Here is a 15,343-nt window from a genome sequence, read left to right as displayed (position 1 = left end):
TGAGATCGATGAGATCGATGAGGCCGACATGGCCGAAGGAACAGGTCAGGGGTGCCGGGCGGATCGGTCGCGCCCTGCTGCGTCATGAGCTGCTGCTTCTCGCCGGTCTCTGCCGCTGGATCTGCCGTCGTCCGCACGGTGTCGGGGCGGCGGGGCGGGCGTTCGGGTACGCGCGGGGGCAGGGGGCCATGCTGTTCGGCTTCGCGTTCGTCTGCGTCATCGAGACGGTGATGATGTCCTTCCTGCTGCGCGGTCTCCCGACCGTGCACCACGCCTTCCTCGTCGTCGACATCTACACCGCCGTGATCATCATCGGGCTGCACGCCGCCTCCGTGACCCGGCCCCACGTCCTCACCGGGACGACCCTGCGTCTGCGCCGCTACGTCGCCCTGGACGTACACGTCCCGCTCACCGCCATCGCCTCCGTCCACCGCGAACTGCGGACGACACACAAGAAGCGGGACGGCGAACTCGACCTCGACATCGCCTCCCAGACCAACGTCACCCTCGAACTGGCCGAGTCCGTCGAGTACGTGACCTTCTTCGGCCGCCCGAGGACCGTCCGCACGATCCGTCTCAACGCCGACGAGCCCGACCGACTCGTATCCCTCATACGCGAGTTCACGCCGACGGAACCGGAACGAACCGAACCTTCGCCACTCCCGGCTCGGCCCGCGTAAGGCGTACGCGCAGCCGTTCCCCGAGCGGCAGCCGACCACCACCGGACTCGGCACCGGACGCGACGACTTCGCCGATGACCGCCGGGGTCTCCAACTGGACGGTGCCGACGGCCGGTTCGTCTTCCTCCACCTCCACCACCCACCCGTCGAACGTCTCCCCCACTCGATCCCTGAGCAGCGCCGCCTCGACGATGTCCACGCACTCGCGCTCCACCCGGCCCGCCCGCCGGCTGCCCTCGGCCATCTCCTCCGGGAGCGTGTCCAGGGCGGCGAGGACCCAGTCGGGGGGCGGGGTGCCGGCCACGGCCGCGAGGCAGAGTTCCGAGGAGTAGCGGTCGACGAGGCGGCGGAGCGGGGCCGTGCAGTGGGCGTAGGGGGCGGCCACGGCGGAGTGGGTGGTGATGGCGGGGAGGCGGCCGTCGCGGAAGACCGTGTAGCGCGCGCCGCGCAGGAGGGTCGTGCACTCCTGGAGGAAGGCCGCGTGGTGGGGGTCGTGCGGGTCGAGGGAGCGGATCAGCTGGGCGTACGAGACGTGGTGCGGCCAGTCGATGCGCAGGGCCTCGGCGGTACGGCGCAGGCGGCCGACCGCGCCGTCGGGTGCGGCGGGGAGGGTACGCAGCACACCCGTGCCGTGGGCCAGCATCAGTTCGGCCGCCGCCATGCCGGTGAGCAGGGAGATCTGGGCGTTCCACGCCTCGGCGGGGAGGGGGGCGTGGTAGGCGAGTCCGTATGTCTCGTACGTGGGTGTTTCGTGCAGGGGGGTTTCGTACGTAGGTGTTTCGTACATGGGGTCGCTTCCGGACGGGGCGGCCCGTTCGACGATCTCCTGTTCGGGGACGTTGAGGGAGATGCCGCCGCGTTCGGTCTCCAGGCGCTCCCTGAGCTGTCCGATCTCCTTGAGCAGGGCAAGGGGTTCCTCGGCGGTTCCGGTGTCGATGTCCTTCTGTACGGCCGCGTAGTCGAGTTTGGCGCGGCTGCGGACCAGGGCGCGGCGGACGTCGACGGACACGGTACGGCCGTCCGCGTCGAGGTCTAGGGTCCACAGCACCGCCGGGCGGGTGTGGTCCGGGAGCAGACTGGCGGCGCCCTCGGAGAGACAGGCGGGGTGGAGGGGGACCTTGGCGTCGGGGAAGTACAGGGTCATGACCCGGTGGTGGGCCTCGGCGTCGAGTGCGGTGCCGGGGGTGACGAAGGCGGCGACGTCGGCGATGGCGTACCGGACCCGGTAGCCGCCGCGCCCCGGACCGCCGACCGGGCCACTGGACGAACCGCCGGCCGACCCGTTGGCCGGTCGCGCCGACTTGCCCGGTCGCCTCGACAGGTGCATGGCCTGGTCGAGGTCGGTCGCCGTGGGAGGGTCGATGGTGAAGAAGGGGATGTCCGTGGCGTCGTACGAGGGGAGGCGCGGTGCGTGCGCGGCGTGCTCGGCGTCGACCAGGACCTGGAGCGGGAAGGCGTCGGGCACCCGGAGTTCACCGCGCAACGCGCGCAACGCCGTCCGCAACGGGGCCTCGGCGGCGCCCGTGACACGCAGATGGCGACGGGGCATGCGTCGAGCGTAGGCCGGGCCGCCCCGGACGGCACCCCGGTCCGGCCCGACCGGGAAGGCGAGTCCGGCCCGACCGGGAAGGCGACCTGGTCCGGCCCGACCGGGACGGCCCCCGGCACCTGTCCGACCCCCCTTTCCCACCCCGTACGCTGTCGCGGAGCCCTATCCGAAGGAGTGCCCGTGCTCGTCCTGTTGCCCCCGTCCGAAGGTAAGGCGCCCTCTTCGGGTGGTGCCCCGCTGAAGCTGGAGGGGCTGTCCCTGCCGGCGCTCGCCGGGGCGCGGGAGGCCGTACTCGGCGAGTTGGTCGAGTTGTGCGCCGGTGACGAGGAGAAGGCGCGCGAGGTGCTCGGGCTGAGCGAGGGGCTGCGGGGTGAGGTCGCCAAGAACGCCGGACTGCTGACGGCGGGGGCGCGGCCGGCCGGGCAGATCTACACCGGGGTGTTGTACGACGCCCTCGGCCTGGCCTCCCTGGACACCGCCGCGAAGCAGCGGGCGGCGCGTTCACTGCTGGTGTTCTCGGGGCTGTGGGGCGCGGTCCGGGTGACGGACCGGATTCCCTCGTACCGCTGCTCGATGGGTGTGAAGCTGCCCGGCCTCGGCGCGCTGGGCGCGCACTGGCGTACGCCGATGGCCTCCGCGCTCCCCGAGGCGGCCGGGGACGGGCTGGTGCTGGATCTGCGTTCGTCGGCGTACGCCGCCGCGTGGAAGCCGAAGGGCGAGGTGGCGGGGCGGACGGCGGCCGTACGGGTGCTGCACGCGCCCACCCGGAAGGTGGTCAGCCACTTCAACAAGGCGACCAAGGGCCGCATCGTACGGAGTCTGCTGTCGGCCGGGATCGCGCCGAAGGGCCCGGCGGAGCTGGTGGAGGCGCTGCGGGACCTCGGGTATGTGGTGGAGGTGGAGCCGCCGGCGGGGGCCGGGAGCGGGGCCGGCGCCAAGAAGGCGTGGACGTTGGATGTGCTGGTGGACGAGGTGCACTGACGGCTGCGGCGCCGACAGCGCAGGCAGTCACTGAGCCTGGAATTGCAACATACGCAACGCCCATTGCTGAGGATGCTCCTCGGAGGCACGATGAGGGCATGAGCCTGCCGCTGCCCTCCTCGGACGCCCAGCCCTCTTCCGAGGCGCCCTCCGTCTCCGTGCTGGACCTCGCCCCCGTCGTCCCCGTCGTCGTGATCGAGGACGTCGCCGATGCCGTGCCGCTGGCGCGGGCGCTGGTGGCGGGTGGGCTGCCGGCGATCGAGGTGACGTTGCGGACGCCCGCCGGGCCGGGCGCGATCCGGGCGATCGCCGAGGAGGTGCCGGACGCGGTGGTCGGCGCGGGGACCGTCATCACTCCGGCGCAGGTGAGGGAGTCGGTCGCGGCGGGCGCCCGCTTCCTGGTCAGCCCCGGCTGGACGGACGTACTGCTGGAGGCGATGCGGGCGTCCGGGGTGCCGTTCCTGCCGGGGGTGTCGACGGTGTCGGAGGTCGTGGCGCTGTTGGAGCGGGGGGTGCGGGAGATGAAGTTCTTCCCCGCTCAGGCGGCGGGCGGTACGGCGTATCTGAGGTCGATCGCGGGGCCGCTGCCGCAGGCGCGCTTCTGCCCGACGGGAGGGATCGGCCCGGCCAACGCGCCGGAGTACCTCGCCCTCCCCAACGTCGGCTGTGTGGGCGGGACTTGGATGCTCCCGGGGGACGCGTTGGCCGCGCGGGACTGGGGCCGGGTCGAGACGCTGGCCCGGGAGGCCGCGGCGCTCCGCGCCCCGTGAGTGAGGCTCAGCGCAGGGGTGAGGTGTCGTTGAGGAGGCGGAGGGTGGCGTTGCCGTCGGCGTAGTACGCGAGGGCCGTGAGGGAGGCCGCCGAGAGCTCCATGCGGAACAGGGACTCCGGGGGTGCGCCGAGGGCCAGCCGTACCAGGGTCTTGATGGGCGTGACATGGGTGACGAGCAGGACGGTACGGCCCCGGTGGGTCACGACGAGTTCGTCCCGGAGGGCGGCGACGCGTTCGGCTACGGCCGCGAAGCTCTCGCCGCCGCCGGTGGGTTCGGCGTCCTGCGAGGTCAGCCAGGCGTTCATGTCGTCGGGGTACCGCTCCCGCACCTCGCCGAAGGTGAGCCCCTCCCAGGCGCCGAAGTCGGTCTCGCGCAGCCCGTGTTCGACCTTGACGGGGAGCCCCAGCCGGGCCGCGACGATCCCCGCCGTCTCCCGGCACCGGGCGAGCGGCGACGACACGACCTCCTGGATCGTCCCGCGAGCGGCCAACGCCACGGCGACCCGCTCGGCCTGGTACCGGCCGACCTCGGAGAGGGACGGATCGGAACCCCCGCTCCCCGAGAACCGCTTCTGCGGCGTCAGCGAGGTCTCACCATGCCGCAACAGCACAAAGGTGGCCGGCGCCCCGAGATCGGGCGCCGCACTGGCGATGTTCTTGGCGGCCCGGATGTCGGCGGCGGCTTTACGGGAGGCCGGGGAGGCGGCCGACGCGGAGGAGGCGGCCGAACGAGGAGGGGCAGAGGACGGGCGGGGAGGGGCAGAGGACGGGTGGAGAGGGGCAGAGGACGGGCGGGGAGGGGCAGAGGACGGGTGGAGAGGGGCAGAGGACGGGTGGAGAGGCGTGACCGGGTCGGAGGTGGGAGCGGCCGAGGTGGGGGCGGAGGCCGACTCGGAAGACCGAGCCGTACCCGAGGGGACGGCCGGCCTGGAGGAGGTGGCCGCAGCCGGAGACGGGGCAGGCCGGGAAGGCTCGGCAACCCTGGAAGACTCAGCCGGTCGGGATGGCTCAACCGGTAGGGATGGCTCAACCGGTAGGGATGGCTCGCCCGGTAGGGAAGACTCAGCCACTCGGGAGGGCTCAGCCGGTGGGGAAAGCTCGGCTAGCCGGGAAGACTCGGCCGGTCGGGATCGCTCGCCCGGCCGGGGAGACTCAGCCACTCGGGAGGGCTCAGCCGGTAGGGAAGACTCAGCCGGTCGGGATCGCTCGCCCGGCCGGGAACACTCAGCCACTCGGGAGGGCTCAGCCGGTAGGAAAGGCTCAGCTACCCGGGAAGACTCGGCCGACCGGAAAGGCTCAGCCGGTAGGGAAGACTCGGCTGGTCGGGATGGCTCGGCTGGTCGGGATGGCTCGGCCGACCGAAAAGGCTCGCCCGGCCGGACAGACCCCGCCGGCCGGGCAGCAGAGGCTGTGCCCGAGGGCAGAGGCTGGGCGTCGGCGACAGGTGCCGAAGGCAGTGCCTCGGGGTCCGGTGCCGAAGGCAGTGCGTCGGCGTCCGGTGCCGAAGGCAATCCCTCACCGACCGGCGCCGAAGACAGTCCCTCACCGACCGGCGCCGAAGGCAATCCCTCACCGACCGGCGCCGAAGACAGTCCCTCACCGACCGGCGCCGAAGGCAATCCCTCAGCCTCCCCCCGCGCCTTCGCCAAAGCCGCCCGGATCTTCGCCGCACCGGCAGTGGCGTCGCCAGGCGGACCGGCCGTCGCGTCGCCAGGCGGACCGGCCGCCGCATCCCCAGGCCCACCAGCCGCCACATCGCCAAGCCCACCAGCCGCCACATCCCCAGGCCCACCAGCCGCCACATCCCCAGGCGGACCGGCCGCCGCATCCCCAGACCCACCAGCCGCCACATCGCCAAGCCCACCAGCGGTCGCGTCGCCCGGCGGACCAGCGGGTTCGGGGGCCGGCGGACCGGCGGGTTCGGGGGCCGGCGGACCGGCGGGTTCGGGGGCCGGCGGACCGGCGGGTTCGGGGGCCGGCGGACCGGCGGGTTCGGGGGCCGCCCCCTTCGCCGACGTCCCCATCCCCCTCGCCGCCCCCGCCGACCGCAGGTCCAGCTCCGCCGTCGATGTCGACGGGGACCAGGACTCCCCCCGCTTCCCCGCGTCCATCGCCTCGTTGGCCAGGCGGTCGGCGTGTTTGTTGTCGGCTCGGGGGACCCACTCGTAGGTGACGCGGTCGGGCGGGAAGATGCCGGCGGCCTCGGCGGCCAGGGGTTTCATGCCGGGGTGTTTGATCTTCCAGCGGCCCGACATCTGCTCGACGACCAGCTTGGAGTCCATACGGACGCGGACGACCGCCGTCGGGTCAAGGGCGTACGCCGCCCTCAGGCCCGCGATGAGGCCCCGGTACTCGGCGACGTTGTTCGTGGCGACCCCGATGTACTCGGCGGCCTCCAGCAACGTCTCCCCGGTCACCCCGTCCAGCACGACCGAGCCGTAGCCCGCGGGCCCCGGGTTGCCCCGGGAACCCCCGTCGGCCTCGACGATGAACTCCCGCACGTCACCAGCCCCTTACCTCTGGACCGCCTCAACGGCCGCCGCCCGCCGCCCGATACGTCGACCGTCAGTACGCCGACCCCGGTACGCCGACCCCGGCCGCCCTCCGCCCCTCAGGCCCCGACTCAGACCCCGACCCAGACCCCCGACTCAGAGCCCCGACTCAGAGCCCCGACTCAGCCGTACGCACCAGAATCCGGCGGCAGTTCTCGCAGCGGACCACGGTGTCGGGGGCCGCCTTGCGGATCTCGTTCAGTTCGGTGATGGCCAGCTCCTGGCGGCACCCCTGGCAGGTGCGGGCGTACAGCTTGGCCGCCCCGATGCCGCCCTGCTGCTCGCGCAGCTTGTCGTACAGCTTCAGCAGATCGGCGGGGACGGACCCGGCGATGACCTCGCGCTCCTTCGTCACCGTCGCCACCTCCCCGTCGATCTCCTCGAACGCGGCGTCCCGGCGCGCGGTCGCGTCGTCGACCTTGCCCTGCACGGCGCCGACCCGCTCGGTCAGCTCGGCGACCCGCTCCTGCGCGGACTCCCGGCGCTCCATGACCTCCAGGACGATGTCCTCCAGGTCGCCCTGCCGCTTGGCGAGGGAGGCGATCTCGCGCTGGAGGTTCTCCAGGTCCTTCGGGGAGGTGACGGCACCGGAGTCGAGGCGCTGCTGGTCGCGGGTGGCGCGCTGGCGCACCTGGTCCACGTCCTGCTCGGCCTTGGTCTGCTCGCGGGCGGTGTCGCTCTCCTCGGTCTGCGCGGCCACCAGCAGGTCGCGCAGCTGGGTGTGGTCCTTCGTCAGCGACTCGATCTCGGCGTGCTCGGGCAGCGACCTCCGCTTGTGCGCCAGCTGCTGCAGGCGGACGTCGAGGGCCTGGACGTCGAGGAGTCGGATCTGGTCGGCGGGCGCGGCGTTCAGTTGGGGGCTCCAGATGTATCGGTGACGGTGGACGCCGCGTGGGCGGTCCAGGGGTCGGTGACCGTCTTGGAGACGTGGACGCGCAGTCCCCATCCCTCACGGTCGGAGATCTCGTCGAGCTGGGCGGCGGCCAGCTCGCACCAGGGCCACTCGGTGGCCCAGTGCGCCGCGTCGAGCAGCGCGAGAGGGGTACGGGCGGCTTCACCGGCGGCGGCCATGGCCTCGGACGCCGGATGGTGGCGCAGATCGGCGGTGAGGAACGCGTCCACACCGGCGGCACGTACGTCGTCGAACAGGCTGTCGCCGGAGCCGCCGCTCACCGCGATCGTGCGGACGACCGCCTCGGGGTCGCCGGCGACCCGGATGCCCTGCGCGGTGGCGGGCAGCCGCTCGGCCGCCCGTGCCGCCAGCTCCCGTACGGTCAGCGGATGGTCCAGCTCGCAGACCCGGCCGAGACCGCGCCGCCCGGCGGGGTCGGAGGGGTCCGGGACGAGGGGTCGTACGACACGGAGGGCGAGGGCGCCGGCGAGGGCGTCGCTGACGCCGGGGTCGGCCGTGTCGGCGTTGGTGTGGGCGACGTGCAGCGCGATGTCGTTCCGGATGAGGGTGTGCACCACGCGGCCCTTGAAGGTGGAGGCCGCGACCGTCGTCGTACCGTGCAGATAGAGCGGGTGGTGGGTGATCAGCAGATCGGCGTCCAGCTTGACCGCCTCGTCGACGATCTCCTGGACCGGGTCGACGGCGAACAGGACCCGGCCGACCTCCTGGTCGGGGTCGCCGCAGACCGTGCCGACCGCGTCCCATCCCTCGGCCCTCTCGGGCGGCCAGAGGGAGTCGAGGGCGGCGATGACTTCAGACAGACGGGGCACGTCCCAAAGGCTACCTGCACCGCTCCCCTCCGAGACCGGCCATGGGTCACGTGACCAGCCGCCCTTCCCGTCGGCCAGGGGGCGCCCCCTCCTCGTCACGGCCGTCCGCACCCTCCCCCACCGGCCCCGGGAGCACATCCGTCTCCGTTTCCTCAGGCGAATCGCCGGACGAGCACCCTTATGTGTGAAGCGGGCGCTCGGGGGTCCCACGCCTGTGCGTACGAAAACTAAGTTTCGTCGCCGGAGGTGACCGAACGATGACGGCCTGTGCGCCCCCCGAGCTCTCGACCCCGTTCGAGCAGGATGGATTCCCACCGACCGGGACGGGAACACACCCCCCGGCAGACACAGCGGACGCGGCGGACACCGGGCCCGAGCCCGAGCCCGAGCCCGACGAACGGTCCGCTGTCCGACGCGGCCGACGGCCCGTGTCGCCGCCCGGCTGCGTGATCACCGCCGACGGTGCGTACGCGGCACGCCTCGCCCTCGCCGGTGAGTCCTGGTTCCCCGAGCGCTGGACCCTGGACGGCCCCGAGCCGTACGCCGTGCCCCTGCCGGGCAACCAGCCGGAGGAGCCCGGCACCGAAGTCCTCCCGTTGACCGACGGCCGCGTACTGATCCACCGTCTCGCGGCCGAGCGGCATCTGTTCTCGCTGCTCTACCCGACCGGCCCCGGCACCGGTGAACTGCCGCTCGGCGCGGTCGAATGCCCCGACCCGGCCACACGGCTGCGGCTGCTGCCGCCGGGCCCGTGCGGGCAGCGCGCGTACGCCCTCGCCGTGGGCCGGAGTTCGACGACGGTGTGGCTGGTGGCGGGCGGGGCGTTCGGGCCGGAGCGGGTGGCGGAGGTGCCGGGGCGGTGTTCCGGCGGGGTCTGGCTGGACCGGGAGGGCCGGCTGCTCGCCCTGGACCAGGAGGTGGACGGCCGGACCAAGACGGTCGCACTCGATCTGGAGCGCGACGGCGAGCTGTCGCCCCTGCTGCAGATCGCCGACCACAGCGACGACCGGCTGCTGCTCGCCGACCCGGACAGCGGACTGCTGCTGATCCGCTCCGACGCGCCCTCCCCGGGCCACGACCGGCTCGGCTGGGGCGTGTTGGGCAGCACCCTGCCGGTCCGTTTCCCCGAGTGTCTGCGGGTGCCCGACGACCACCGGATGACCCCCTTCGCCATCCAGCCCGGCCAGATCCTCACCCCCGAGAGCTGCGCGGTCGCCCTGCGCGTCGACGGCGCCCGCGGAACCTGGCTCGGTCTGTGGCGGCCCACCTCCCGCCGGGTGCACCATCTGCCCGCCCCCGAGGGCTGGTTGACGGGCACCGGACTGTGGACCCGCGAGGGCGTCCTCCAACTGCCGTACGCGACGGCAGCGGTGCGCTGCGGGGTGGCCCGGATGGGGGTGCCTTGGGGAGATGAGGTGGAGGAACCTTGGGGGGAGTCGTCACAGTCCTCCGACACGGCCGCCCCGGGCGCGGACACCCCGCCCGGCGCCCCCGCGCCACCCTCCGTCGATGGATCGCCGGGTGCGGAGCCGTCCCCACCTGCGGTGGCCCGCCCTGTGCCTTTGCAACAGGCGCCGCTGGAGGGGGCGACCGCCCGATGAAGTGACCGCCGGGTAACTGTAACGATGCCATCGCCGCAGATCACAGACCGGTCAACACCCGCGCCGCTCCTTAGAGAGGCACAGGGCGGCCCGTTAAACTCACCGGCTTGTAAGAAGATCATGCGACGGGGTGAACACTTCCAATGAGCGACGCTTACACAACCCAGCCGCCCACTGCCGACCCCCGTGTCGCCATGGCGGAGGGCCATGGCAAACACCGGGGCGAGGGCTCGGTCCAGGAAACCCCCGAGGTTGCCGAGACGACCCCTCGCGGCCGTCACCGCAAGCCGGCCGTGGCGCCGGCGGAGGCGACGAACGCGGCCTGACGGCAGCGGTTCGATCGCGGGCGCCAGAGCTGGCGAAACGTCAATTCACTGGTCCCGTCCGTCATTTGACGGACGGGACCGTTCTGTTCTCCGTCAACTCCCCCTCCTCAACCCTCTTTCTCAGCTGTCCCTCTTCAGCCTCAGCACCTCCGCCGCCGCGAACGTCTCGCCCTCCGGCCGGTCCACGTAGTACGGCGTGAGGAGCCCGTCCAGTTCGTCGTAGGTGAAGGCGTCCTGCTTGGTGTCGAACTTGGCCTGGACACGCGGCCGTTCGACGATGGCGACCATTCCGCCGTGGACGACGAAGAGTTGGCCGTTGACGCGGGCGGCGGCCGGTGAGGCCAGATAGCCGACGAGCGGGGCGACATGCTCGGGGGCGAGCGGGTCGAGGTCGTCGGGGGCCGCCCCGAACACGTCCTCCGTCATCCGGGTCCGCGCCCGTGGGCAGATGACGTTCGCCGTGACGCCGTACTTGGCGAGGGCGAGGGCCGTGGAGGTGGTCAGCCCCACGATTCCGCCCTTGGCGGCGGCGTAGTTGGGCTGCCCGGCGGACCCGGCGAGAAACGCCTCCGACGAGGTGTTGACGATCCGCCCGTAGACCCGCCCGCCCCCACCCATGGCCGTCTTGGCCCTCGTACGCCAGTGCGCGGCGGCGAACCGGATCGTGTTGAAGTGCCCCTTCAGATGCACCCGAACGACCGAGTCCCACTCCTCCTCCGACATGGAGAAGACCATGCGGTCGCGCAGGATGCCGGCGTTGTTGACGAGGATGTCCAGTTTCCCGAACTCGGAGATCGCCAACTCGACGAGTTCGCGGGCCTGTTGGTGGTCGGAGACGTCCCCGGTGTGGACGACGGCACGACCGCCGGCGTCGCGGATCGTCGCGGCGACCTCTTCGGCGGGCCCGCCCGAGACCTCGCCCGAGCCGTCCCGCCCCGGCCGCCCGTAGTCATTGACGACGACGGCCGCACCGAGCCGCCCCAACTCCAGCGCCTCGGCCCGGCCGAGCCCGCGCCCGCCCCCGGTGACGATCGCCGACAGCCCCTCAAGCGGCAGTGACATGGCCCCAGCCCTTCCCGATGGCTCGATGGTCGGATCTCGTGACGGGGCGGTCAGATCTCTATGCACGTTCGCAGGGCCGTGCCCGTCCGCATCTGGTCCAGCGCCTCGTTGATGTCGGCGAGGGGCACCCGGTGGGTGATCAGGTTCTCCAGGTCGATACGGCCCGCGCGCCACAGGGCGATGGTCCGCTCGTACGACCGCAGCACATCCCCTCCGCCGTACATGGACGGCAGTATCCGCTTCTCGTCGAAGAACAGCTCGAACATGCTGAGCTGGAGGAAGTCGTCCAGCGCGCCCGCGCCGACCACGACGAGGGTGCCGCCGCGCCGGGTGTTCTCGTACGCGGTGCGGGCGGTGGCGGACTTGCCGACGACCTCGAAGACGTAGTCGAAGCCCTCGCCGCCGGTGACGGACTGTTTGGCGTCGGCCAGTCCGTCGGGGGCGACGGCCTGGGTGGCGCCGAAGGTGAGCGCGGCCTCGCGGCGGGAGGCGACCGGGTCGACGGCGACGATCTCGGCGGCGCCCTTGAGGCGGGCGCCCTGGATCGCCGAGATACCGACACCGCCGCAGCCGATGACGGCGACCGACGAACCGGCGGTCACATCGGCGGTGTTGAGGGCCGCGCCGAGTCCGGTGGTGACCCCGCAGCCGATGAGGGCGCCGATGTCGAAGGGCACGTCGTCGGGGAGGGGCACCGCGCACCCGGCGTCGACGACGACCTCCTCGGCGAACGTACCCGTGCCGGCCATCCCGAAGACATCCCCGCTAGGCCGCTTGAAGTTGGGGGTACCGGCGTTCATGAACCCGGCGAGACAGAGCTGGGTCTGGCCGCGCTTGCAGGCGGGGCAGGCGCCGCAGGCCGGAAGCCAGCAGACGACGACCCGGTCGCCCGGCTTCAGCGCGGTGACCCCCTCGCCGACCTCGACGATCTCCCCGGCGCCCTCATGACCGGGCACGAACGGCCCCGGCTGGGGCAGCACCCCGGACATCGCGGACAGATCCGAGTGGCACAGCCCCGTGGCCCGCACCCGAATCCTCACCTTGCCCGGCCCGAAGCCCGCCGCCTCGACGTCGTCGAGAACCTCCAGCTTGTCCTGACCGATCTCGTGCAGTACGGCTGCGCGCATGGTGCGGCTCCCCTCAGGAGTAGCTGCCCTGTAGATGCTTCTGGCTCGTCAGTCGTGCTCGACGAGGGTGTCGGTCAGCACCGGCGCGTCATCGCGTTCGACCGCGGTGACCTCCACCCGCACCGAGCCGCGCTCCGACCGCACCGAGCCGTCTTTCGGCCGTACGGCCCCGTCGTCCGGCCCTACCGCCCCGTCGCCCGTCCGCCACATCCGGATGCGGAGCGTCTCGCCCGGGAAGACGGCCCCCGCGAAACGCGTCGCGTACGTACGCACACGGCCGACGTCCCCGCCGAGCAGGGTGTCCACGACGGCCTTCAACGTGATCCCGTACGTACACAGCCCGTGCAGGATCGGCCGCTCGAACCCGGCCCGCGCGGCGAACTCCGGGTCGGCGTGCAGCGGGTTCCAGTCCCCGGAGAGCCGGTAGAGCAGCGCCTGGTCCTCGCGTACGACCCGCTCGACCTCCTTGTCCGGATCGGCGGTCAGCGGCTCCATCCGCGCCGAGGGCCCGCGCTCACCGCCCCACCCGCCCTCGCCCCGCACGAAGATCTGCGCCTCGTTCGTCCACAACGGCCCTTCCCCGTCGGCCACTTCGGTCCGCATGACCAGCACGGCCGCCTTGCCCTTGTCGTACACGGCGGCGATCCGCGAGGTCGCCGTCGCCCGCCCCTCGACCGGGAGGGCCCGGTACGACTCGACCCGCTGCCCCCCGTGCAGCACCTTCGCGAGATCGACGTCCACGCCGGGCGCGCTCAGCCCTCCGATGACCTCCGGTGCCCCCGCGCCCGCGACGGTCGCGAAACTGGGCAGGACGTGCAGCCGGGATTCGAGGGTGTAGCGCAGCTCGCCGGGGTCGGTCGCGGGCACACCGGCGCCGATGCCGAGGTGGTACAGCTGGACGTCCTTACGGCTCCAGGAGATCTCGACGGAACGGGGCTCGGCGGCCAGCGCCTTGGCTGCGTCGATGGGCATGGGGCTCCTGTCTCACGGCTGTGCGTCGGGGAACCTCGGTACGGCCGTCCGCACCAGCGGCCGCACCGAGGTCGTCACAGGGACCCGGAACCCGCCCCAGCTAGAACGCGTTCCAGTCCGGCGACCCTCTGTATAGCCCAGCCCGGTGTAGTTGTGAAGGCTCCTGACGGCACGTCACATCCCCATGAGTCGGTCAAGAATTCGTTAGCCACACGAAGGAACGGAATAGTTGCCCGGGCGTACGAGGTTCAGCGGACACCTACCCTCTCTTCCCCCGGCCAGGAGGCCACGCTCCATGACGCAGTCGTCCCCGACCACGACCTCGGCCGCCGTCGACGGCCCGTCCCGGAAACCGGCGGGGCCGATCGTCCCGGTGCTGGCGTTCGCCGGGATCGTGGTCGCGGTGATGCAGACGTTGCTCGTCCCGGTGATCAAGGATCTGCCGCACCTGCTGGACACGACGCCCGGCAACGCCACCTGGGTCCTGACGTCGACCCTCCTCTCGGGCGCCGTGGCGACGCCGATCATGGGACGGCTGGGCGACCTCCACAGCAAGCGCCGGATGCTGCTCGTGAGCCTGGCCGTGATGGTGGTCGGCGCCCTGATCAGCGGTTTCACCAGCGAACTGATCCCGATGATCCTCGGCCGTACCCTCCAGGGCTTCGCGATGGGCGCCATCCCCCTGGGCATCGGCCTGATGCGCGACGAACTCCCCCGCGAACGCCTCGCCTCCGCGATGGCCCTGATGAGCTCGTCCATAGGCGTCGGCGGCGGCCTGGCGCTGCCGCTCGCGGCCCTGGTCGCCCAGAACACCGACTGGCACGCCCTCTTCTTCGGCGCGGCAGGTCTCGGCGCGCTCTCGATCGTGCTCATCCTCGTCGCCGTACCCGAGACGAAGACCCGCGCGGCGGGCTCCTTCGACCTCCTCGGCGCGCTCGGACTCTCCCTCGGCCTGGTCCTCTTCCTCCTGCCCATCACCAAGGGCAGCGACTGGGGCTGGACCTCCGCGACGACGCTGGGCATGTTCGCCGCGTCGGCCCTCGTCCTCCTCCTCTGGGGCGTCCTGGAACTACGCCTCCCCGCACCCCTGGTCGACCTGCGCACCACCGCCCGCCGCGAGGTCCTCCTCACCAACCTCGCCTCGATCATGGTCGGCGTCTCCTTCTACGTCGTCTCCCTCGTCCTCCCGCAACTCCTCCAACTGCCCACGTCCACCGGCTACGGCCTGGGCCAGTCGATGGTCGTCGCGGGCCTCTGCGTGGCCCCGCTCGGCCTCACGATGATGTTCACGGCGCCGGTCTACGCCCGTATCTCCGCCAAGTACGGCCCCCGGAGCACCCTCCTCATCGGCCTGCTGATCATCGCGATCGGCTACGGCGCCGGCCTCGGCCTGATGAGCGCGGCCTGGCAGACCGTGGTCATCTCGATCCTCCTGGGCACCGGCATCGGCCTCGCGTACTCCTCGCTCCCGGCCCTCATCGTCGGCGCGGTGGACCCCTCCGAGACGGGCGCGGCCAACGGCCTCAACACCCTCATGCGGTCCATCGGTACGTCGGTGTCGAGCGCCGTGATCGGCATGGTCCTGGCCAACACCGCGCACCACGTCGACGGCGTCGCGATCCCCACGATGCACGGCTTCCGCGTCTCCTTCCTGATCGCCACGACCGCCGTGGCCGTCGGCCTCGCCCTCGCCTTCTTCCTCCCGCGCCACGACCGCCGGACGCCTGACCGGCGGTTGCTGGCGAGCGGCGGAGGGGAGGCGGTGGCCGACGGGGCGGAGGCGCGCCCCGTAGCCGCAACGAGCCCAACGCGGGCGTGACGAGGGCTGAACCGGGCCGGTGGTCACGGGGCACCCAGCACGGGGCTGACCGGGCCGGGGTCGCGCTTACCGGCGCTGGCAGGGCGCCGCTGCGCCCACCCTCCCCCACGCTCGGCTTCTCCCCCACTCTCAGCTTCGTTCGAGCGGGAGGGGCCCCCACCGCGGGCGGTACCCCCATCG

The 15,343-nt window shown here is 72.3% G+C and carries 13 protein-coding genes and 1 pseudogene; 6 read left to right on the top strand and 8 right to left on the bottom strand.

The features are described 5' to 3' along the window. The first annotated feature begins 17 nt into the window (after nucleotides 1-17). Nucleotides 18-680, top strand: a complete 663-nt coding sequence (locus ACWD4G_RS41655) for a hypothetical protein (RefSeq protein ID WP_451303213.1) — start codon at nucleotides 18-20, stop codon at nucleotides 678-680. On the opposite strand, the gene ACWD4G_RS41650 is transcribed toward ACWD4G_RS41655, so the two are convergent. Beyond that, nucleotides 622-2,229, bottom strand: a complete 1,608-nt coding sequence (locus tag ACWD4G_RS41650; RefSeq protein ID WP_451303211.1) for an RNB domain-containing ribonuclease — start codon at nucleotides 2,227-2,229, stop codon at nucleotides 622-624. The genes ACWD4G_RS41655 and ACWD4G_RS41650 overlap by 59 nt on opposite strands. Before the next feature lie 180 nt (nucleotides 2,230-2,409). Here ACWD4G_RS41650 and yaaA point away from each other — a divergent pair, with 180 nt between their 5' ends. Together yaaA and eda are read left to right on the top strand one after the other, a co-directional pair. Beyond that, nucleotides 2,410-3,210 carry a peroxide stress protein YaaA gene (gene yaaA, locus ACWD4G_RS41645; RefSeq protein WP_451303209.1) on the top strand — a complete coding sequence of 267 codons (801 nt, stop codon included), beginning with the start codon at nucleotides 2,410-2,412 and terminating at the stop codon, nucleotides 3,208-3,210. Nucleotides 3,211-3,308: 98 nt separating this feature from the next. After that, the gene (eda, locus tag ACWD4G_RS41640; RefSeq protein WP_451303207.1) at nucleotides 3,309-3,980 is read left to right on the top strand and encodes a bifunctional 4-hydroxy-2-oxoglutarate aldolase/2-dehydro-3-deoxy-phosphogluconate aldolase; all 672 of its coding nucleotides are present in this window, start codon (nucleotides 3,309-3,311) and stop codon (nucleotides 3,978-3,980) included. Nucleotides 3,981-3,987: 7 nt separating this feature from the next. Here eda and ACWD4G_RS41635 read toward each other — a convergent pair whose 3' ends face one another. The 4 genes and pseudogenes from ACWD4G_RS41635 to ACWD4G_RS41620 form a co-directional block, all read right to left on the bottom strand. Further along, entirely contained in the window at nucleotides 3,988-5,142 is a 1,155-nt protein-coding gene (locus ACWD4G_RS41635; RefSeq protein ID WP_451303295.1) for a histidine phosphatase family protein, read from the bottom strand. A gap of 897 nt (nucleotides 5,143-6,039) precedes the next feature. After that, nucleotides 6,040-6,483 (bottom strand): annotated as a pseudogene (locus ACWD4G_RS41630) (reverse transcriptase-like protein); the annotation flags it as partial. 160 nt (nucleotides 6,484-6,643) lie between these two features. Continuing rightward, nucleotides 6,644-7,387 carry a zinc ribbon domain-containing protein gene (locus tag ACWD4G_RS41625; protein ID WP_451303293.1) on the bottom strand — a complete coding sequence of 248 codons (744 nt, stop codon included), beginning with the start codon at nucleotides 7,385-7,387 and terminating at the stop codon, nucleotides 6,644-6,646. After that, nucleotides 7,384-8,256: a Nif3-like dinuclear metal center hexameric protein gene (locus ACWD4G_RS41620; protein WP_451303205.1), complete on the bottom strand. Its 873-nt coding sequence runs from the start codon at nucleotides 8,254-8,256 to the stop codon at nucleotides 7,384-7,386. Before ACWD4G_RS41620 ends, ACWD4G_RS41625 begins: the two co-directional genes overlap by 4 nt. Nucleotides 8,257-8,513: 257 nt before the next feature. On the opposite strand from ACWD4G_RS41620, the gene ACWD4G_RS41615 reads away from it, so the two are divergent. Further along, the gene (locus ACWD4G_RS41615; RefSeq protein ID WP_451303203.1) at nucleotides 8,514-9,857 is read left to right on the top strand and encodes a hypothetical protein; all 1,344 of its coding nucleotides are present in this window, start codon (nucleotides 8,514-8,516) and stop codon (nucleotides 9,855-9,857) included. Between the two features lie 143 nt (nucleotides 9,858-10,000). Further along, nucleotides 10,001-10,183 (top strand): hypothetical protein, encoded by a 183-nt coding sequence (locus ACWD4G_RS41610; RefSeq protein ID WP_451303201.1) that lies wholly within the window; start codon nucleotides 10,001-10,003, stop codon nucleotides 10,181-10,183. Between the two features lie 120 nt (nucleotides 10,184-10,303). Here the strand turns inward: ACWD4G_RS41610 and ACWD4G_RS41605 are convergent, their stop codons facing one another. From ACWD4G_RS41605 to ACWD4G_RS41595, 3 genes are read right to left on the bottom strand one after another with little or no spacing between them, the layout of a single operon-like run. Next, the gene (locus ACWD4G_RS41605; protein ID WP_451303199.1) at nucleotides 10,304-11,245 is read right to left on the bottom strand and encodes a 3-oxoacyl-ACP reductase; all 942 of its coding nucleotides are present in this window, start codon (nucleotides 11,243-11,245) and stop codon (nucleotides 10,304-10,306) included. A gap of 50 nt (nucleotides 11,246-11,295) precedes the next feature. Beyond that, nucleotides 11,296-12,372: a Zn-dependent alcohol dehydrogenase gene (locus tag ACWD4G_RS41600; protein ID WP_451303197.1), complete on the bottom strand. Its 1,077-nt coding sequence runs from the start codon at nucleotides 12,370-12,372 to the stop codon at nucleotides 11,296-11,298. Nucleotides 12,373-12,420: 48 nt separating this feature from the next. Further along, nucleotides 12,421-13,344 carry a MaoC/PaaZ C-terminal domain-containing protein gene (locus ACWD4G_RS41595; protein ID WP_451303196.1) on the bottom strand — a complete coding sequence of 308 codons (924 nt, stop codon included), beginning with the start codon at nucleotides 13,342-13,344 and terminating at the stop codon, nucleotides 12,421-12,423. 295 nt (nucleotides 13,345-13,639) lie between these two features. Here ACWD4G_RS41595 and ACWD4G_RS41590 point away from each other — a divergent pair, with 295 nt between their 5' ends. Further along, on the top strand, nucleotides 13,640-15,163 hold the full coding sequence (locus ACWD4G_RS41590) for an MFS transporter (RefSeq protein WP_451303194.1): 1,524 nt from the start codon (nucleotides 13,640-13,642) through the stop codon (nucleotides 15,161-15,163). The last annotated feature ends 180 nt before the right edge of the window (nucleotides 15,164-15,343 follow it).

The organism is Streptomyces sp. NPDC002643, from assembly GCF_053592555.1.
Note: the sequence above shows the minus strand (reverse complement) of the source record. Positions and strands in the feature narration are given on the sequence as shown.